The sequence below is a fragment of the Bradyrhizobium sp. ISRA430 genome, assembly GCF_029909975.1.
GTDB lineage: Bacteria > Pseudomonadota > Alphaproteobacteria > Rhizobiales > Xanthobacteraceae > Bradyrhizobium.
Genome location: NZ_CP094516.1, coordinates 6,050,564 through 6,069,421 on the forward strand (window position 1 = coordinate 6,050,564; position 18,858 = coordinate 6,069,421).

The window sequence follows — 18,858 nt, forward strand, 5'->3', positions numbered from 1 at the left end:
GTCGTCCGGCGGGAATGCCTCGGAGCGCGAACCGAAGCACCCCGCTCACGCGAGCGAGGTCGCACGCTTGGTTGGCGCAAAAGCGGTGAGCCTTCACGCGACACTTAGCCCGCAGCGTGTTTGATCGCCGTTTCGAAGGCCTTTGCGTCGAAGGCCGGCATAGTTTGAATCCGCCCTAGACCGTGGGTCGCATACCAGACGGAGAACGCGAGCATCGCCTCCGGGTTCGGGGCATCGACGACGTCGACGAAATCGTAGTAGCCCTGCGTGTAGTGGATCGACTCGATCTTGATGCCCAGCTTGTCGAGCTTTGCCTTGGCCTTGCCGACCCTATCCGCCTGCTTACCCGCCCACTCCGGGTTCAGATTGCCAAGCAGCACATATTTCATGGCCACCTCCACGGGATATTGATCGTTCTGCACCAATGGAATTATACGCCTTCCGGTGACGCGCAGCAACGCAGGCCAGTGCCGCGATCGGATGTAGCGGCCAAAGAGCGCGACCAGCTTACGAGCCTGCATACCAATCGTAACCTCGGTCTTCCCAATAGCCACCGTTGCCGCCGGCGATCTTGGCGAAGCTGTCGACGATTTCGATTGCTCGGATGTACTTAGCCATCTTGTAGCCGAGCTGCTGCTCGATGCGTACACGCAATGGCGCGCCGTTGGCAATCGGCAGCGTCTGCCCGTTAAGTCCGTAGGCGAGGATCGTCTGCGGATGATAGGCACTGATGAGATCGATGCTCTCGTAGTAAAGAGTCGAGTCGTCGCCGAGCGTGTCGTCCATCGAATCATAGCAGTGGAAGACGACGTAGCGCGCGGCCGGCTTGATCCCCGCCCGGTCGAGGACGCGCGATAGCTGCACGCCCGTCCATTGGGCGATGCAGCTCCAACCCTCGACGCAATCGTGCCGTGTGATCTGGGTGCGCGACGGCATTTGCCGCAATTCGTTGAGGCTGAGCGACAACGGCTTGTCGACAAGCCCCGTGACTTGCAGCCGGTAGCCGGCGAAATCGTCTTTCTGGACGGCGAGATAATCGTCAGTCTGCGGATCGGTCGAGCCGTTCGGGCGCTGGTCTTGCCGGATGGCGCTGGGTGGATATTCGCGCGCCATCGTCGCCGGTCCTTGAATCGCGCGTTGCGCTCCCATGGTAAGAGCGTTCGCCTTTCGCAGAAAGCCGAGCGCAGGATGGCCAAGTCCGAGCACGCCGTCGAAAGCATCACAGCCGCCGAGCGTCACCAACGACGCACCAGCGCCGAGCTGGCCAAGAAACCGGCGGCGGTTGGACATGATCTTGATCTTGCTCATATCAAGCTTCCCCGCTGGTCGGCTCGGGCTGGTCGCTGCGATACCAGCCCGTGATCATCGAGCGCATCTCGTTGATCGGTCCTGCGGCGATCACCATGATGATGTGAACGACGAAGAATAGGACGATGACCAGCATGCCGCAGAAATGCAGCAGACGCGCCGTCTGGCGGCCGCCGAAAACGTCGAGCAGCCAGGGCCAGGCCGAATCGACACCGGGCGACATCGTGAGGCCGGTGGCGATCATGCCCGGGATGACGAGGATGAGAATCACGGCGTAGCTGAGCTTCTGTAAGACGTTGTAGGAGCGCCGGTGCGGAAATTTGAGGCGCAGATGGCTGACGATGTCGCGTGGCAGAAGCCGAAAATCGCGCAGCCTGGGGACGATGTCGTGCCAGAAATGACCGTTGATCAGGCTGGCGAACAACCAGACAAACCACGTCGGGACGAGGATCCAGGCGAAAAAGAAATGGATCACCCGCCCGGTCGCGAGGTCGTAGTAGGAGGGGATCGTCGCCCACTCGGGGAAGGCCTGGTAGACCGGCTGGTCCTTCGATCCGCTCTTGCCCAATAGTCCGGTGGTATCGAAGTCATGACCCAAAATGCTTGTTACGCCGACGATCCTGCCGTCGTGCATTTCCGCATGAATGTCGAGGACCGTATTGTCGAATTGCTTGCTGCCGTATCCTGCCTGCGGACCCAGATATTGCTTGTCGCCGAAGCCTGACTGTCGCCCAAGATAGAGGATCGGATGTGCGTTGAAGATCTGCAGCCCGCTCGTCACCATGAAAAACAGCGTCACGGCCCATACCCAATGAGTCACGCGCGTCCAGACCGATTGACGATAGAGAAGCTGTGTCTCCTTTGTATCTTTCAAGTCGGCCATCACTTATCCCTGTCGTCGCGAAAAATGGGCGACGCACGATGATAAAGTGTCAGTCCCTGGCGCAGGGTGCGATCAGAACTCTGTCTGCGCGTGGCGCAAGCCATCGACTGCGCTGTGGTCCGTTCGATACGTCGCTAAAAGTCGCTGCACGCGGTCTATCGGCAGATTGGGAACTTACAGAACCGCCTCTGTTCGACGCCCATCGACGAAGCGATAACCAATGATCGAACGCGCGCGCCGAATCGAGGTTCCGAATGAAGGCAAGGCGCGGCGCAAATCTTACGGCGTCCGTGCCCAGCGCGTCGGCCGCGGGCCCGGATATTGCGCGGGCGCGAACTGGAAATCGAAACCTAACTCCTATTTCAGAAATTGGCTCATTTGTAATTGGCGTGGGCAATCATCGTTGGGAACGCGTGATTGGTGACCTGCGTTCGACCTTCGACCACCGTCCCTCGCGGGCCTAGCAGAGAGCCAGGCGAAGGCAGACGAGGAAGAAGGAGTAACGCGATGCAACGCTTGACCAGGAATATGCTTGCTCTGATGGCAATGCTGGGCGCTGCAGCACTTGCTGGCCCTCATGCTTCGGCGCAAATGAGGGGTGGCATGGGCGGAGCACCTAGCGCCGGTGCTGCAGGTGGCGGCCACGCCGCTGGGGCTCCTGTCGGCGGGACAGCAGCTCCGGCAAGGAGCGGGATGAGCGGAGCGACGGGGCCCGGCGTCACCGGTGGCAGGGTCCATCCGCAGTTCAACACCGCGTTCCGAGACCGTGACGACCGATTCGCCTTCCGAAGTCGCTCCGCGTTTCGAGCTCGTGATGACCGATTCGCATTCCGGAATCGCTTCGCGTTTCGAGACCGTGATGACTTCGCATTCCGTCACCGCTTCTTCAGGCACCGCTTCGCGTTCGCGGCGATCGGAGACAACGGATGCTTCCGCGTGAGACACGTCTGGACCCCGGTTGGCTGGAGGTGGCGCCGGATCTGGGTTTGCGGCTGACGCTAGTTGACATCCGCGGAAATTCGGACAGCGACGGCGAGCGAAGAGTAAACCAAAGGACCGAACAATGAGCAGAATGAGCAGTCTCTCAGCGGCACCGCTCGCCGGCGCAGCCATTATTGGAGTGGTGGCCGCCGCGGTCGCGGCCGAGCAACCGGCACGCATTCGCGGGGAAATTCAATCGCTGAGCGGTAACACGCTAAATGTCAGGTCATATGACGGGAAGCCGCTAGAGCTGATGCTGGATTCCCAAACGCAGTACAAGATGGTCGTTCCGGCCCACCTGTCCGATATCAAGCAGGGAGATTTTGTCGGGGTCGGCGCTACAGGACCAGAAGACGGTCTCGAAGCGCTAGAGGTCGTCATATTTCCCGCTTCAATGCGCGGCACTGGTGAAGGCCATTATGCATGGAGCGTACCTGCTGCCGTCGCCAATGCCGATCGGCATGCGGCAAGCACGGCACCGGGCGCACCAGCGGTCCAAGGTACCATGACGAATGGCACGGTGGGCAGAAGCTTGTCAGAACCGGCGGCACCCGTTCAGGGCACGATGACGAACGGAACGGTTGGCCTCAGCAGCGGAAAGGACGGGAGCAAGAAGCTGACACTGTCATACAACGACGGAAAGCAGACGCAGATATCGGTTCCGTCGGATGCACCCGTGGTACGATTCACGCCTGGGCAACGCTCTGATTTGACGTCGGGCGCCAAGGTCTTTGCCCTCGCGAGCGAAGGGAACGGCAGCACACTGGTCGCGAAGTCGATCGCGGTTGGCCAAAACGGGTTAATGCCGCCGATGTAAAGGAGCCGAACTCCCGCAACCTCACGCGGCATCGCGCCCGAGACTCACACGGCCGTAGACATTCGAAAGATGTCGCCCTCTAGTCTAGCTCGGGATTGCCGGTTTCTTGCCGCGTCCGAGCGCGAATTGACCGACCGGGCCTTCGACGTGGAATTCGAGCCCCGTCATTCTTGCAAACAGATCGATGTTGCCGGTGCCAATGGCGCAGCCACCAAGGCCCATCTCGGTCGCCGCCAGGTAGAACGTCTGGATCAAATTGCCGACATCCTTCAGGATCAGCGAATATGCGATTGAGCTGTATTTCCAGGAGATCCGCCCAAAGCGCGCGGCGATCGTGATCAGGACCTGCGGCGGACCGGATGCGTCCATGGCAAATTCGGCCGCCATCGAGAGCGCCTGGAGCTGCGCTGCGGAGACGTCGATCGCGACCAGCGCGTGGCTGCCCGCGTCGTAGTGGTAGAGCCCACGTGCAAGCCCCTCGCAGTTCGAAACCGCCAGGTACAATTCAAGCTCATACGCGCTGCCTGCCGACGGATAGGGTCTTGCGCTGTAGGTGACCTCCGGACCGCGGTCAAAATTCGCGCGGATCTTCCATTCCGACAGCACGCGGGCTGTCGTGCCGAGAAATTGCGCGAGCTCGGCGAGCGTGACCGGATGCTGGTCGTCGAAATCCCGTATTGAATGGCGTTCGCGCAGCAGCTTCGCGAGGGGCGAGGCTGGCTTCGTGAAGAATTTGCCGAGGTCGATCTGCTTGCCGGGCCAGGGCGGACGCACCGCTGGCAGCGGTGGAACGACGCCCGCATAGGTGAACGAGCCGCCGACTGGATTGGCATGCCGGCCCTCCGTGCTCCGCGTGTGAAACACGAGATCATGGAAATCCCAGAGAACGAGATTGCCGTCGCCTTCATTCTCCCGAAGGCCGTCGCCGTCTTTCGCAGTGAGCTTGATCAGCATCTGGCAATGAAGCAGCAATCCGAGCAGATTGAGGTTCAACGAGGCCGCGTGGCGGCGAAGCGTGCTGATCTTCCAAGGCCGCGACAGGGCCGCGAGGGTGGCCGCGATGGCGGGATCGCAGATCCGAAACAGCGCGCCGGCGCGCGGTGATTCCAGCACCATCTCGTTGCCGCGCCGGCGCAGATAGGCGAAGCGCGACAACACGATGGTATCACCGTTCCCCAGCTTTGCGGGTTGCGGCCAGTATTCGGCGACCTGCGGCTCGATGACCACGAGATCCTGTTCGTCGCGCGGAGAGGATAGGCGGTATTCGACAAGTCCGTGCCGCGCCAGTCGCTGCACCAGGGCATGAACCTGCTTCGCGAGGGCGCCCTTGCCGGCAAAGGAGACGAGCGGCAGGCCAGTGGCGAGCTGTCCGGCACGGGCGATCGCCGCCGTGCTGAATTGTCCCAGATTGATCGAATAGCCGCCCAAGGCAGCGGCGAGGCTTCCGTCCGCCTGCAGGTGAAGGGAAAAACGACCGTTCAGACGGGCGGAGATGACGGGCGCGATCTTCCTGGCCGGCTTTTTCCGGAAGTTGCGCAACGAGGCCAACCTTCAGGTGTGCGGAAGGAACGGCGTGAGTTCGCTTTCCAGCCGCGGGCGATCCAATAATCCGAGCTTCACCGGTACATCGTAAAGCCGGCCGGGCGCGAAGCGGCGATAGAAATGCCGCAAGCCCGGAACGAGCACCCTGACCACGGGGACCTCGACGTCGGGCCGCGTCTGGTCGAGCACGAGGAAATCATAGCCCGCGTCGGTGGCGATCTCGATGCAGGCATTGACCTGGTCGCGCGTATTGTCGTGAACCTTCAGGCTCGGTGCCGGCGGGACAATCGGATTGTCGCTGGGGATCAAGAACGGATAATCGTCCAGTCGCAGCGGCGTGACGCCGTCGAGCGTCGGCTTCTCGCCACTTCCGCCGCCCATCATGCCAATCGACATGAACTGGGTCAGCTCGGTGAGGGACCGCAAGAGGGCTATGCGGCGATCGAAGTGCGAGCCGGAACCGAACTCGATATTTTCGTGTCCGTTCTGCATCCAGTGCGTGATCGCCACGTAAGAGGGAATGCCGAGATCGCTGGTGATGTCGAGCACCCAAAGCCTGCGCCCTGCATCGGCAAGCTGGGCCTGCAGATCCCGCACATAGGAATCGTCGAATTGCGTGAGGTCGACTTCGGCACGCTGCAGCTGGTTGTACCACCAGATGGCGTAGGCATCGCGTTCGACCAGTTCGAGGAAGCCTTGAACGATGGCTTCCTCGCGGGTGTTGCCGGCCGCGCATCCGTTGGAATCAGTATGGAAGCCGCCATAGAAGAAGTACAACAGGCCAGTCGGAAGATATTTGAAACGCTTGTCGCGAAACGACCAGACCGGCGACCACTCGGTCCTAGTCGATGGATCGAACGGCTCAGGAACCGGATGTGAATCGTCCGGCTGCGGGGCATACCTGTTTTGAAACTGCGCGTCGCTGAAAAACTGGATGTCGTTGGGAAGAAGAGCATCACCGGGAGCGAAATCGGCAAAGCGGCGCTTCGTCCTGATCTCGTCACCCTGGAAAATGCCCGAATAGCGTTCGATCGCCTCCATCAGCGCGCTGGCCTCGCCCTGCTCGGCTGTGGAACCCTTGCCGAAGCTGCCGCCGCTCAGTCCGGATCTGAGCTGGTCGACGTTCCAGGCCGGCGCGGAGAAGTTATGGTACGCAAAAAAATTGGTGTTCATCGGCAGATCGGCCTCGATCCGCTCGAGCCGCGAAACGACGCCGGTCAACGGACTCACGTGTTTGCGGAACCGCGCTACGGTGGCTCGTGACGTCACGGTGCGGTACCCGCCGCTCGTCATGACGAGCTTTCTGCCCTCCGCAATTTCGATCGGTGCCGCCGCCCGGCGCGGATTCTGCAGCCTCTTGGCTCCGCAGGTCGGACACTGCGGGCGTTTCGCGACGTAGTGCTTGGCGATGACCGCCCCGGTCAGGTCCAGGCTCGCGATGTGGTCGCGCAGATCGGTGCGAAATCCCGAGGCGATCGCTTTGGCGATTTCAACAGCAGCGAAGTGGATGGCGATCTGTCCCACTGTGTCGCTGACCAGGGGCGATACGGCGACCGCTTGCGCCGGTCCGCGGTCGAGAAATCCCTTGATCTCCCGATTGCGTATCATGCGATCGAACAGGCAGGTCCAGCAGGCGCTCTCGCCCGGCTTGAACACAGGCCCCACCAACGGAAACACGCCGGACGGCTGGACCAGCAGCCAGGGCGCCGCATCGCCCACGCGCTCCCCGTTCACCTCGGCGAGCCGCCGGTCGAGATAGTCGTTCACCAGCGTGATCGTGAGTTTGGGTGACCGCTTGGTGATTTGAACGCCGAGCTTGCTCAAGGCCGCGGCAAGTTCTTTGGCACCCTTGACATCGATCGATTCCACCCGCACGGGGCAATCGCGGAGATTCTGTTCCGCGATCTCGGCAGGCAGGCCGAGGCTCGCCCAATATCCATCAACGGTGCCATCGAATGCGCGCGATGCTCCTGTTACCGTTACGACGTATCGGCGCTCGAGCAGCCGCCTGATCGCTTCCTCGATCTTGTCGGCGGGAAAATTCTTCGAGAGCTGGCGAACGATCTCTGGCGCTTCTTTGCCATTTTTTCCGATCGCCGTGGCCACCGCGCAATAGAGATCGCCGTGCAGGAAGAACTTGCGGTTCTCGGAGTAGAGACAGACCGCATCGGGAGGAATGAGATAGGCGGTGAAGTTCGGTGCGAATCGCAAAATGCCCTTGCGGGTCTGCCTCGCTGCGCGGCTCTTGCCATTGACTGTCATCGGGTCAGCACGCTGATCCTATTGCTGTCACGTCCGATTGCCGGCACGGGGCGAACCATTGGTCCCGCCCGACTTGTACGCCGAGCTCGACCACCGGCATTCTTCGAAGAAGTTGGATCACACTCGCTCGCCATCGGCAAGCCGACCGGCCAGGCCCGGCGAACGTTGCAACGAAAGCAAAAAAAATGGCCGGGGCGTTCGTGGCCCGGCCAATGAAATCGCGACGTGTCGACACACAGTCAGCAGGCGTTAGCACCAGCGGCAGCGGCCCCACGATGCACAGCACCCTGCGCAGGAAACCCAGGGCACGCCTATGCCTATCCAACCAACGCCACAGCCGCCGCATCCACCGCAGCCGAAGCCGCAGCGGCAACCTCTGCACGCCCTGCATCCGCCGCAGCCTCTGCAGCCTCCGCAACCTCTGGCGCCTCCGCAGCCATGGCAACCACCGCATCCGCGCGCGAGCAGCACGCTGCCAGCGACGCTGCCATTGTCGATGAGATTGAGATGGAAGGTGGCGAGACTGACGTCGGCGAGTTCTTCCTCACTGAGCGTAGTCATGTGGCCGGGCGCGAAGTTCGGCCTTTGCTGCACGTCGCCGGTCGGCACGGCCGACGCCGCTGCGCTTCCAGCCAGCGAAAAAGTCAGGCCGGCTACTCCCAGCGCCGGTACCGCCGCTTTGGTCACTCGCCTCTTTTTCGAAGCTTGCTTCGCCCGCTGCATGGCCGCATCCTCCAGTTGGAAGAAGGATCTCTGAGAAGATGATCCTACGCCGGGCGACCAGGGCAGGCAAGATTCACGGATACACGAAATGTAATGAAGCTCGTTCAGATTGCATTCATCTTCATGAACGATGTCGCCGCAATTTCATCAACTGCACCGAGGATCCGCGCGCGTGAGCGGATTGCAACGGATGCGATTTGATGCGGTGCGCAATGGTCTGCCCGCTTGAATGGGGAAACGAGCTTGGTCGATCAACTCGGACGCTTCGCCTGGTATGAGCTGCTGACGACGGACATGCCGGCAGCGGCGGCCTTTTATGGCAAGGTCGTCGGCTGGGCCGCGACGGATGCGTCTAGCCCGGAGCTGGCCTACACGCTGCTCAACGCAGGCGGCGCTCCGGTCGTTGGGCTCATGGAGCTTCCCGAAGAGGGGCTGCGAATGGGCGCAACGCCGAGATGGATCGGCTACGTCGCCGTCGATGACATGGATGCGAAGGCCGCGCAGATCCGCCGTCTTGGGGGCGCCATCCTGGTATCACCGACCGATAGCAATATCGGCCGAATTTCAGTGGCCGTCGATCCGCAAGGAGCGACGTTTGCGCTTGTCACCGGACTGACATATGGCGAGCGGCAACCCGGCGGCTTGGACGAGCCCGGGCGCGTGGGCTGGCACGAGCTGCTGGCTGAAGACCGGACCAGGATCTTCCCGTTTTACGGCGAGCTTCTCGGCTGGCAGAGGGCCTCCGCTGAAGCCGATCCGGCAGACCTTTATGAAGTGTTTTCGGCGGCCGGGCAGACGATCGGCGGCATGCTCACCAAGCTTCCGAGCGTGTCGCAGCCCTGTTGGCTCTACTACTTCAATGTCGACGACATCGGCGCGGCCGCCGAGCGCGTCAATGCTGGCGGAGGCCGGGTCCTCCAGGGTCCGATCGCCTTGCCCGATGGCTGCTGGATCGTGCGATGCGCCGATCCCCAAGGCGCCCTGTTTGCGCTGCAGGGGCCTTGGGACCAGAAAGGCACCGAAGCCTCGGAAGTCAATTGGTCCGCAAGGTGGGGTTGTGTTGCTTCACAGGGCAGGGTGGTCCTTCACAAGACGAAGCGATAGTGGCTGGATCTCCCGAGGGTGGCGCACTTCCTCGAGCAAAATGTGGGTCGCTCTTGAGCCGGTTGCTTAGGTCGATCTGTCCTAACCGCGCACATTCTTCACCCGCCCAACCGCGGACATGCCGTCGCCTGGACATTCGCGTGCGACGCACCAACTCCAAGCCATGAATGCCAAGCTATGGATGGCCGTAGAGCGGGAGCCGTGAGATGAACTCGTCAGCCGTACTTCTGCTTCGCGCCGGCCAAGTGCTCGAGATCAAGTTCCCAAAATTCACGCCGCGGATCACTTTCCACTCTGAACGCGAGCTAACCGTGGAAACAGTGCCGGGCGATGACATCGGCTTCGCCGATACGGTTGAATATGAGGCAACCGTCATTCGCGATGGGCTCGTCATGCTCTCGTGGCAGGAACACATCGGAAGCACGATCGTTCACGTGCTCGATTTCACGTCAGGCATGGCACACACCGCGGTGACGCCGGCAAAAGGCGGGCTTATGCGTCTAACCGGTCCGATCGAAATCAAATCCTGATTGCGATCCTGCTGCAGCGAAGGATCTTCGCCTTCCCGGATAGTTCATCATGGCGTCGCGGCGAAGCCGTATTGCCCACCTTCATCGGTCGCGGTGCGCCATTGCACTGATCTTGCCTCCGCTGCAGCACAGGCTCAACGACCGCCTCACCGCCACCCAAGCGCCGGCGCGACATGCGTCAGAATCGCTTCGATCGCATGCGCGCAGTAGGCGACGCCGAGCTGGTTGGGCACGGTCAAGAGCAAGGTGTCGGCCTCGGCGATGGCCTCGTCCTTGCGTAGCTGCTCGACGAGCACATCGGGCTCGGCGGCATAACTGCGGCCGAAGATTGCCCGCGTGCGCGGATCGATGAAACCGATCTGATCTTCCTCTTCGCGCCCGCCGCCGAAATAGGCGCGATCGCGATCGTCGACCAGCGCGAAGATGCTGCGGCTGACCGAGACCCGCGGCTCGCGGGCATGGCCGGCTTCCTTCCAGGCGGCACGATAAGCGCGGATCTGGGCGGCCTGCTGCACATGGAAGGCTTCGCCGGTCTCGTCGTTCTTCAGCGTCGAGCTCTGCAGGTTCATGCCGAGCTTGGCCGCCCAGACGGCAGTGGCGTTCGAGCCCGCACCCCACCAGATCCGCTCGCGCAGGCCTTGCGAATGCGGTTCGAGCCGCAGCAGTCCCGGCGGATTTGGAAACATCGGCTGCGGATTGGGCTCTGCAAATCCTTCGCCGCGCAGGAGGTCGAGAAAGACTTCCGCGTGGCGCCGGCCCATGTCGGCGTCGCTCTGGCCGTCGGCCGGCCGGTAGCCGAAATAGCGCCAGCCATCGATCACCTGCTCGGGGGAGCCGCGGCTGATGCCGAGCTGCAGCCGGCCGCCGGCGATGAGATCGGCGCTGCCGGCATCCTCCACCATGTAGAGCGGGTTCTCGTAGCGCATGTCGATCACGGCCGTCCCGATCTCGATGCGGCTGGTCCTCGCGCCGACGGCGGCGAGCAGCGGAAATGGCGAGGCAAGCTGGCGCGCGAAATGATGGACACGGAAATAGGCGCCGTCCGCGCCGAGCTCTTCCGCTGCCACAGCGAGCTCGATCGATTGCAGCAGCGTGTCTGCAGCCGAGCGGGTCTGCGACTGTGGCGAGGGCGTCCAGTGTCCGAAGGAGAGGAATCCGATTTTCCTCATGAGGGCAATCTATGGATGTTCGGGAGGGGGTAGCGCTGCAAGGTTGTTTGGACTGTCTTGGTTTGTCAGATTCACCCTCCAGGAGTGGTAGCCGGCACGTTCATACCTTCGCATGTGCTCCCGCGAAGAATAGGATCATACCCAATCTGGTACTTGTCGGCTTTCCGATTCATTGTAATCTCGGATCATGCGGCACTCGCATGGCTGTTGCCCAAAAAGGGCAGGCATCACCATAACAGGAGCGAACCAACGCGCCGGTTTTTGGGATCGAGACCGACATGGCCGGTGGCGGATCGTTTGACACGTTCCCCAAATTGCTGCTGCGAAACGCCGCGCAGTTTGGCACGCGTCCGGCGTTTCGCCACAAGGATCTCGGCATCTGGCAGAGCTGGACATGGGCTCAAGTTGCCGAGATTGTGCGTAGCTATGCCGCGGGCTTGCATCGGCTTGGCTTGCGAGCGGGCGACACGATCGCCGTAGTCGGGTCCAATCGGCCGAAGCTTTACTGGACCATGATGGCAGCGCAGGCGCTGCGCGCCGTTCCTGTTCCGGTTTACGCGGATGCCGTGGCCGACGAGCTTGCTTTTGTGCTCGCTCACGCCGAGACGAAGTTTGTCGCAGCGCAAGATCAGGAGCAGGTCGACAAGGTCTTGTCGGTGTCCGATCGACTGCCGCAACTCGACAAGATTGTCTATGACGAGTCGCGCGGCCTTGATCGGTACGATCACAGCCAATCGATCGCCATCGCCGATGTCATCGAGGACGGCCGTGCGGCGCTTGCGGCTGATGCCGCGCTAGGTGAACGGATTGATGAATTCGTTCGAACGGGCAACGGTTCGGACATCGCGGTCGTCCTCTACACTTCGGGAACGACCGGCGCGTCGAAGGGCGTCATGCTGTCGACACGGGGCTGCATTGACGCCGCAACCGATACCACGAGGTTCGACGGACTAACGCACGATGACGTGGTGCTTGCCTATCTGCCGCTGGCCTGGGTCGGCGATCATTACCTCAACTATGTGCAAGGCCTTGTCGCCGGATTCTGCACGGCGTGTCCCGAGAGCGCAGACACGGTCGAGCAGGATCGACGTGAGATCGGACCAACCTTTTACTTTGCCCCGCCACGCGGTTTCGAGGCCATGCTGACGCGGCTGATGATCCGCATGGAGGATGCAACGCCGATCAAGCGGCGAATGTTCAACTACTTCATCGACGTTGCACGTCGGTATGGCGAGCAGGTTTTGACCGGAAAGCCGGCGCCGCTGTCAGGCCGGTTGCGCTATGCGCTCGGGCGCTTGCTGGTCTACGAGCCTCTCAAGAACGTTCTCGGCCTGTCTCGGGTGCGCGTCGCCTATACCGCTGGCGAGGCCATCGGACCGGATCTGTTCGCGTTCTATCGCGCGATCGGACTAAATCTGAAGCAACTCTACGGTCAGACCGAAGCGTTCCTTTACGTGACCTGTCAGGCTGATGGTGAGATCTACTCCGATACGGTTGGTCCGGCGGCGCCGAACGTCGACATCCGCATCGCGGAATCGGGCGAAGTGCAGTTTCGCTCACCCGGCATGTTCATCGGCTATTTCAAGGATCAGGCAAAGACCGATGAAGCGATGACGTCCGACGGTTACGTCAAGACCGGCGATGCGGGCTTCTTCGACGAGAAGACCGGACATTTAAAGATCATCGATCGCGCGAAGGACGTCGGTCGGCTGGCCGACGGTACGATGTTCGCGCCGAAGTACCTTGAGAACAAACTGAAGTTCTTTCCCAATATCAAGGAGGCGATCACGTTCGGCGACTCAAGGGAGTTCGTTTGCGCCATGCTCAATATCGACCCGGTCGCCGTTGCGAATTGGGCGGAACGCAACAACGTCGCGTACGGATCCTATCAGGAGCTTGCCGGGCATCCGCTGGTCTACGACATGGTCGCGAAAGACGTTGCAGAGGTGAACTGCTCTCTCGTCAGGGAAAAGGTGCTTGCGGGCGCCCAGATTCGCCGCTTCCTGATCTTGCACAAGGAACTCGATGCCGATGATGGCGAGTTGACCCGCACGCAGAAGGTGCGCCGCCGGTTCGTCGCCGAACGCTATGCACCGCTGCTCTCGGCGCTCTACGACGGCTCGCCTGAGGCCGACATTTCCACTGAAGTCACCTTTGAGGACGGCCGCAAGGGTGCGATCGCGGCGCGGGTCAAGATTCGCGACATGCAGGCCACTGGCGCGGCGGAGTCTCTGGGGAAGGCCGCATGAGAGCGCCGGACACAAACGAAATCCTGTTGCAGGTCGAGGGCGTGGCCCTTGCCTTCGGCGGCGTCAGGGCACTGAGGGACGTTTCGTTCAACGTCAGAAAGGGTGAAATTCGAGCCATCATCGGCCCCAACGGCGCCGGCAAGACCTCGATGCTCAACGTCGTCAACGGTTTCTATCATCCCGATCGTGGCGCCATCACTTTCAAGGGACGCACCCGGACCAGGATGCAGCCCTTCGAGGCGGCCCGCGGCGGCATCGCGCGCACCTTTCAAAATGTCGCCCTGTTCAAGGGAATGAGCACGCTCGACAACATCATGGCCGGCCGCACCCTAAAGGTACGTCGGGGCCTGTTCTGGCAAATGCTGCGTTACGGCCCTGCGCAGGCAGAGGAACTTGAGCATCGGCACCGGGTCGAGGAGATCATCGACTTCCTGGAGATCGAAGCGATCCGCAAGGTACCGGTTGGACGTTTGCCCTACGGCTTGCAGAAACGCGTCGAACTTGGTCGCGCTCTCGCGATGGAGCCTGACCTCCTTCTCCTCGATGAGCCGATGGCAGGAATGAATCTTGAGGAAAAGGAGGACATGTCGCGGTTCATCGTCGGCCTGAACGACCAATACGGCACGACGATCGCGCTGATCGAACACGACATGGCCGTGGTCATGGATCTCTCGGATCGCGTTGCGGTGCTCGATCACGGCGTCAAGATCGCCGACGGCACGCCCAACGAGGTCAAGAACAGCCAAGCCGTCATCGACGCCTATCTTGGCGTTGCACACTGAGGAGCGCCCGTGATCGCATTGGGCCAATTTCTCGAAGTTCTGATCGGCGGGTTGATGTCCGGCGTGCTCTATTCGCTGGTCGCGCTTGGCTTTGTGCTGATCTTCAAGGCATCCGGTGTGTTCAATTTTGCCCAGGGCGCAATGGTGTTGCTTGCAGGGCTGGCGCTGGTTCGCACCCTGGATCTCCTGGTTGCCAACGGCTTTCCGCTTTGGGCGGCGATCGTCCTCGGCATCGGCTTTGCCGCAGGGATCATGGCGGCAACGGCCTGGCTGATCGAGCGGTTCGTGATCGGACCTCTTGTCAACCAGGACGGGCTCACGCTGTTCATGTCCACGATCGGCGTGACATTCGTCATCGAGGGTGCGTCGGAGATGATCTTCGGGTCGGATGTCTACCCGTTGCGACTGTTCCCGACGGACGCCTGGTTTGTGCTCGAGGATCTCTTCCCGGGTGGAATTCTGATCAACAAGCTGGATGTCTGGGGCGCGTTGATTGCCGGCATCCTGGTCGCCGGTCTCGCGATCTTCTTCCAGCGCACCAAGACCGGTCGCGCACTCAGGGCCGTGGCCGACGACCATTTGGCCGCGCATTCAGTCGGGATCCCGATCAGTTGGATCTGGTTCGTGGTCTGGCTCGTTGCCGGTCTCGTTGCGCTGGTCGCGGCGACCGTGTGGGGTACCAAGCTCGGCGTGCAGTTCTCCATCACCTTCCTCGCGCTGAAGGCTCTGCCGGTTCTGATCATCGGGGGCCTCACCTCCATTCCGGGAGCCATCGTCGGCGGGCTCATCGTCGGGGCGGGTGAGAAGATTGCCGAGGTGTATTTGGGGCCGTCCATCGGCGGCGGCATCGAATATTGGTTTGCCTACGTGCTGGCGTTGGCGGTGCTGCTCATGCGGCCGCAAGGGCTGTTCGGCGAGCGGATCATCGAACGCGTCTGAGATGAGGAATTTGTTGTGCTTTATCGCGAGGCTGGACAGTTCAAGACGACCTACGCAGAGGACATGGCGATCTTCCCGATCCGTCAGGACCGAATTGCGCTGGCGATCTTGCTTGGTCTCGCGTTCATTGGCGTGCCGCTGTTGGCGACGCTCCATATCTGGCCGTTCCACAGCGACTATCTGCTGTGGGCCATCTTGCTGCCCTTCCTCATCCTGGCGCTCGCCGCCATCGGCACGAACATTCTCGTCGGGTATTGCGGCCAAATCTCGCTGGGCAGCGGCGCATTCATGGCCATTGGCGCCTATGCCGCCTACAAGCTGGCAACCGGCGTTCACATCCCGCTTGCCTGGCTCGGCTTCGCGATCTCGATCCCACCGTTGCCCGTGCTGGCATCCATTCTGCTTGGCGGGCTCATCGCGGCGGGGGTCGGAATCCTGTTCGGCATTCCCAGTCTGCGGATCAAGGGCCTCTACCTGGCGGTAGCAACGCTCGCCGCGCAGTTCTTCTTCGATTGGGCGTTCCTGCGGATCCCGTGGTTCACCAACTACGCCCCGTCGGGATCGGTCAATGCGCCGGAGCTGGAATTCTTCGGTCTGGTCGTTCGGACGCCGGTTGAGCGCTACCTGCTGTGCCTGCTCTTCGTGACCGTGATAGCGGTTTTGGCGAAGAATCTCGTTCGCGGCAATCTTGGCAGACAATGGATGGCGATCCGCGACATGGACATCGCCGCCGAACTGATAGGTATCCGGCCGCTGTATGCAAAGCTCACGGCCTTCGCGGTCTCTTCATTCATCATCGGCGTGGCGGGCGCACTCTGGGCGTTCGTCTACCTTGGCTCATGGGAGCCGCTTGCGTTCTCGATCGACCGTTCGCTGGAACTTCTGTTCATGGTCATCATCGGCGGACTCGGATCGATCATGGGTTCGTTCGTCGGGGCGGCCTTCATCCTCATCGTGCCGATCATGCTGAATGTGGTTCCAACTGAGCTCGGCGTGCCGCTGTCGACGGAAACGATCGCTCATCTCGAATTCATCATCTTCGGGTCGCTGATCTGCTATCTTCTCATAAAAGAACCCCATGGCTTCGCCCGGCTGATATCGATCGCCAAGGAGAAGCTCAGACTTTGGCCGTTTCCCTATTGAAGAAGCGATCGCGCCTCGATCGCAACGCGGGATGGCGGCCGTTGGAAGAGGAGGAAGAAAAAAACCCCCGGACTCAAGAAGAGGGGACTCAAAAGGAGGAGTATATCGAAATGGCAAGCATTGCACGCAATGTACTGATAGTGGCGGCCGTCCTGTCTGGCGCGTCGGTTAGCGCACCGGCCGCAGCGCAAAACGAGCAGTTCATCCCAATTCTCTCCTACCGGACCGGACCGTACGCCGTGAATGGCGCTCCTTACGCAAACGGTGTTGTGGACTATTACAACCTGATCAATGAGCGTGACGGCGGCATCAACGGCGTCAAGATCCTGGTTGAAGAATGCGAGACGGGTTACGCGACCGACAAGGGCGTAGAGTGTTACGAGCGTCTCAAGAGCAAGGGTCCAACCGGGGCGGCCTTCATCAATCCTCTGTCGACCGGCATCACCTTCGCCCTCACCGAGAAGACCGCGGCCGATAAAATCCCGATCATCACGATGGGCTACGGCCGTGCCGATTCCAAGAATGGTGCGGTGTTCGCCTATAATTTTCCAATGCTCGGCACTTACTGGTCCGCGGCGGATATCGCGATCCAGCACGTCGCCAAGGAACTCGGCGGCTTCGACAAGCTGAAAGGCAAGAAGATTTCGCTGCTGTACCACGACAGCCCCTATGGCAAGGAGCCGATCCCGATGCTGCAGGTACTGGCGCAGAAGTACGGCTTTGATTTCACGCCGATCCCGGTCACGCACCCCGGCGTCGAACAGAAGTCGCAATGGCTGGCGATCCGGCAGAACCGGCCGGACTATGTCCTGGTCTGGGGCTGGGGTGTCATGAACAGCACGGCAGTCAAGGAAGCGGCGGCCGTTGCCTATCCGCGCGAGAAGATGATCGGTGTCTGGTGGTCCGGCGCAGAGCCGGACGTGACGCCCGCGGGCGATCAGGCCATAGGCTACAAGTCGCTGATGCTTCAGCATGGCGCGGGCAAGTTTCCCGTCCATGCCGACATAGAGAAATACGTCTACGCGAAAGGCAAGGGTTCGACGGAGCCGGGCAAGGTCGGCGAAGTCCTCTACAACCGTGGCATCGTCAATGCCATGCTCGGCGTGGAGGGGATCCGCAAGGCGCAGGAAAAGTTCGGCCAGAAGCCGCTGACGGGCGAGCAGATCCGTTGGGGTCTTGAGAACCTCAACCTCTCCGAGGCACGCATCAAGGAGCTCGGCTTCGAAGGAATGTTGAAGCCGATCAGGATCTCCTGCTCCGACCACGAGGGCACGCGCGACGGGCGCGTCCAGCAGTGGGACGGCAAGCACTGGAAGATCATCTCTGACTGGTACACGGCTGACGAAGCGCTCATCGATCCGCTCGTCAGGGAAGTCTCCACGAAGTATGCCGCGGATAAGAAAATCCAGCCGCGCGAGTGCTCGAAAGAAAGCTGAGCCGTGTGATCGCTCCGGGAGCCGATGCGCGGCTCCCGGATTGCCACTGTTTGGAAAGGCCTGCGCGTGTCAATTGACAGGGTTTTCGCCACGGCAACTGAAACCGCCGCTCCGCTTCTGTCGGTCAACAATATCGAGGTCGTCTACGATCACGTTATCCTCGTGTTGAAAGGAGTATCGCTGGGGGTCTCGCGAGGCGGCATTGTCGCGCTTCTCGGCGCCAATGGTGCCGGCAAGACCACCACGCTGAAGGCGATCTCCAACCTGCTGCACGCGGAGCGCGGCGATGTTACCAAAGGCTCGATCCTGTTCGATGGCGTCGAGGTGCAGTCCCATTCGCCAAACGATCTGGTACGGCGCGGCTGCATTCAGGTGATGGAGGGGCGGCGCGCCTTCGCTCATCTCACGGTCGAGGAGAATCTCCGGACCGGTGCCTTTACGCGCAAGGACGGCAAGTCGGCGATCGCGCAGGATCTTGAACGGGTCTACGCCTACTTTCCCCGCCTCAGAGAGCGGCGCAATTCGACCGCCGGATATACGTCGGGCGGCGAACAGCAGATGTGCGTGATCGGCCGCGCGCTGATGTCGCGCCCAAAAATGATCCTGCTCGACGAACCGTCGATGGGCCTCGCGCCGCAGATCGTCGAGGAGATCTTCGAGATCGTGAAAGATCTCAACGTCAAGGAAGGTGTATCGTTTCTGCTCGCCGAACAGAATGCCAACATGGCGCTCAGATATGCGAGCCACGGCTACATCCTTGAAAATGGCCGCGTGGTGATGGACGGCGAAGCGCGCGCGCTCGCCGCAAACGAGGACGTCAAGGAGTTCTACCTCGGCGTCGCCGGCGACAAGCGAAAATCATATCGCGATGTAAAGCACTACAAGCGGCGCAAGCGCTGGCTCGCCTAGCCGATGACGCTGAGTGATCGGCCCCCCGCTGGTGCTGGGGACAGATGTAAGTCGGCATCTGCCAGCAGGTTCGGTCCGGCG

At 61.3% G+C, this 18,858-nt stretch carries 16 protein-coding genes; 10 read left to right on the plus strand and 6 right to left on the minus strand.

The genetic code is table 11. The features are described from left to right. Window positions 1-104: 104 nt before the first annotated feature. The 3 genes from MTX21_RS28685 to MTX21_RS28695 are packed head-to-tail and all read right to left on the minus strand — an operon-like array spanning window position 105 to window position 2,191. Window positions 105-554, minus strand: coding sequence for a GYD domain-containing protein (locus tag MTX21_RS28685; protein WP_280967993.1), 450 nt, complete (start codon window positions 552-554; stop codon window positions 105-107). Further along, a complete protein-coding gene (locus MTX21_RS28690; RefSeq protein ID WP_280967994.1) occupies window positions 508-1,308 on the minus strand; it encodes a molybdopterin-binding protein in 801 nt (266 codons plus the stop codon). Before MTX21_RS28690 ends, MTX21_RS28685 begins: the two co-directional genes overlap by 47 nt. 1 nt (window position 1,309) lies before the next feature. Beyond that, window positions 1,310-2,191 carry a cytochrome b/b6 domain-containing protein gene (locus MTX21_RS28695; protein WP_280967995.1) on the minus strand — a complete coding sequence of 294 codons (882 nt, stop codon included), beginning with the start codon at window positions 2,189-2,191 and terminating at the stop codon, window positions 1,310-1,312. A 1,063-nt stretch (window positions 2,192-3,254) separates the two neighbouring features. Here MTX21_RS28695 and MTX21_RS28700 point away from each other — a divergent pair. Further along, complete coding sequence (locus tag MTX21_RS28700; RefSeq protein WP_280967996.1) at window positions 3,255-3,989, plus strand: metal ABC transporter permease; 735 nt, start codon at window positions 3,255-3,257, stop codon at window positions 3,987-3,989. A gap of 84 nt (window positions 3,990-4,073) precedes the next feature. On the opposite strand, the gene MTX21_RS28705 is transcribed toward MTX21_RS28700, so the two are convergent. Together MTX21_RS28705 and MTX21_RS28710 are read right to left on the minus strand one after the other, a co-directional pair. Continuing rightward, on the minus strand, window positions 4,074-5,447 hold the full coding sequence (locus MTX21_RS28705) for a SagB family peptide dehydrogenase (protein ID WP_280970820.1): 1,374 nt from the start codon (window positions 5,445-5,447) through the stop codon (window positions 4,074-4,076). A gap of 93 nt (window positions 5,448-5,540) precedes the next feature. After that, window positions 5,541-7,793, minus strand: coding sequence for a TOMM precursor leader peptide-binding protein (locus MTX21_RS28710; RefSeq protein ID WP_280967997.1), 2,253 nt, complete (start codon window positions 7,791-7,793; stop codon window positions 5,541-5,543). A gap of 438 nt (window positions 7,794-8,231) precedes the next feature. Here MTX21_RS28710 and MTX21_RS28715 point away from each other — a divergent pair, with 438 nt between their 5' ends. The 3 genes from MTX21_RS28715 (at window position 8,232) to MTX21_RS28725 (ending at window position 10,150) form a co-directional block, all read left to right on the plus strand. Further along, window positions 8,232-8,558, plus strand: a complete 327-nt coding sequence (locus MTX21_RS28715; protein WP_280967998.1) for a hypothetical protein — start codon at window positions 8,232-8,234, stop codon at window positions 8,556-8,558. A 201-nt stretch (window positions 8,559-8,759) separates the two neighbouring features. After that, window positions 8,760-9,620 (plus strand): VOC family protein, encoded by an 861-nt coding sequence (locus MTX21_RS28720; protein WP_348637451.1) that lies wholly within the window; start codon window positions 8,760-8,762, stop codon window positions 9,618-9,620. A 206-nt stretch (window positions 9,621-9,826) separates the two neighbouring features. Then, entirely contained in the window at window positions 9,827-10,150 is a 324-nt protein-coding gene (locus tag MTX21_RS28725; RefSeq protein ID WP_280968000.1) for a hypothetical protein, read from the plus strand. Between the two features lie 146 nt (window positions 10,151-10,296). Here the strand turns inward: MTX21_RS28725 and MTX21_RS28730 are convergent, their stop codons facing one another. Continuing rightward, complete coding sequence (locus tag MTX21_RS28730; protein ID WP_280968001.1) at window positions 10,297-11,319, minus strand: LLM class flavin-dependent oxidoreductase; 1,023 nt, start codon at window positions 11,317-11,319, stop codon at window positions 10,297-10,299. 278 nt (window positions 11,320-11,597) lie between these two features. Between MTX21_RS28730 and MTX21_RS28735 the strand changes: the two genes are divergently transcribed. The 6 genes from MTX21_RS28735 (at window position 11,598) to MTX21_RS28760 (ending at window position 18,777) form a co-directional block, all read left to right on the plus strand. Next, complete coding sequence (locus tag MTX21_RS28735; protein WP_280968002.1) at window positions 11,598-13,568, plus strand: AMP-binding protein; 1,971 nt, start codon at window positions 11,598-11,600, stop codon at window positions 13,566-13,568. Beyond that, entirely contained in the window at window positions 13,565-14,350 is a 786-nt protein-coding gene (locus MTX21_RS28740) for an ABC transporter ATP-binding protein (protein WP_280968003.1), read from the plus strand. The genes MTX21_RS28735 and MTX21_RS28740 overlap by 4 nt, the downstream gene beginning before the upstream one ends. A 9-nt stretch (window positions 14,351-14,359) precedes the next feature. Beyond that, window positions 14,360-15,289 carry a branched-chain amino acid ABC transporter permease gene (locus tag MTX21_RS28745; protein WP_280971317.1) on the plus strand — a complete coding sequence of 310 codons (930 nt, stop codon included), beginning with the start codon at window positions 14,360-14,362 and terminating at the stop codon, window positions 15,287-15,289. A gap of 15 nt (window positions 15,290-15,304) precedes the next feature. Then, on the plus strand, window positions 15,305-16,432 hold the full coding sequence (locus MTX21_RS28750; protein ID WP_280968004.1) for a branched-chain amino acid ABC transporter permease: 1,128 nt from the start codon (window positions 15,305-15,307) through the stop codon (window positions 16,430-16,432). Between the two features lie 110 nt (window positions 16,433-16,542). Then, the gene (locus MTX21_RS28755) at window positions 16,543-17,868 is read left to right on the plus strand and encodes an ABC transporter substrate-binding protein (protein ID WP_280971415.1); all 1,326 of its coding nucleotides are present in this window, start codon (window positions 16,543-16,545) and stop codon (window positions 17,866-17,868) included. A gap of 66 nt (window positions 17,869-17,934) precedes the next feature. After that, window positions 17,935-18,777 carry an ABC transporter ATP-binding protein gene (locus tag MTX21_RS28760; RefSeq protein ID WP_280968005.1) on the plus strand — a complete coding sequence of 281 codons (843 nt, stop codon included), beginning with the start codon at window positions 17,935-17,937 and terminating at the stop codon, window positions 18,775-18,777. Window positions 18,778-18,858: the final 81 nt, after the last annotated feature.

Excerpts from the sequence above, each read along its gene's own strand:
- MTX21_RS28690 (WP_280967994.1), bottom strand. The coding sequence starts at position 1,308 with ATGAGCAAGATCAAGATCATGTCCAACCGCCGCCGGTTTCTTGGCCAG.
- MTX21_RS28695 (WP_280967995.1), bottom strand. The coding sequence starts at position 2,191 with ATGGCCGACTTGAAAGATACAAAGGAGACACAGCTTCTCTATCGTCAA.
- MTX21_RS28700 (WP_280967996.1), top strand. The coding sequence starts at position 3,255 with ATGAGCAGAATGAGCAGTCTCTCAGCGGCACCGCTCGCCGGCGCAGCC.
- MTX21_RS28710 (WP_280967997.1), bottom strand. The coding sequence starts at position 7,793 with ATGACAGTCAATGGCAAGAGCCGCGCAGCGAGGCAGACCCGCAAGGGC.
- MTX21_RS28715 (WP_280967998.1), top strand. The coding sequence starts at position 8,232 with ATGGCAACCACCGCATCCGCGCGCGAGCAGCACGCTGCCAGCGACGCT.
- MTX21_RS28725 (WP_280968000.1), top strand. The coding sequence starts at position 9,827 with ATGAACTCGTCAGCCGTACTTCTGCTTCGCGCCGGCCAAGTGCTCGAG.
- MTX21_RS28730 (WP_280968001.1), bottom strand. The coding sequence starts at position 11,319 with ATGAGGAAAATCGGATTCCTCTCCTTCGGACACTGGACGCCCTCGCCA.
- MTX21_RS28735 (WP_280968002.1), top strand. The coding sequence starts at position 11,598 with ATGGCCGGTGGCGGATCGTTTGACACGTTCCCCAAATTGCTGCTGCGA.
- MTX21_RS28740 (WP_280968003.1), top strand. The coding sequence starts at position 13,565 with ATGAGAGCGCCGGACACAAACGAAATCCTGTTGCAGGTCGAGGGCGTG.
- MTX21_RS28755 (WP_280971415.1), top strand. The coding sequence starts at position 16,543 with ATGGCAAGCATTGCACGCAATGTACTGATAGTGGCGGCCGTCCTGTCT.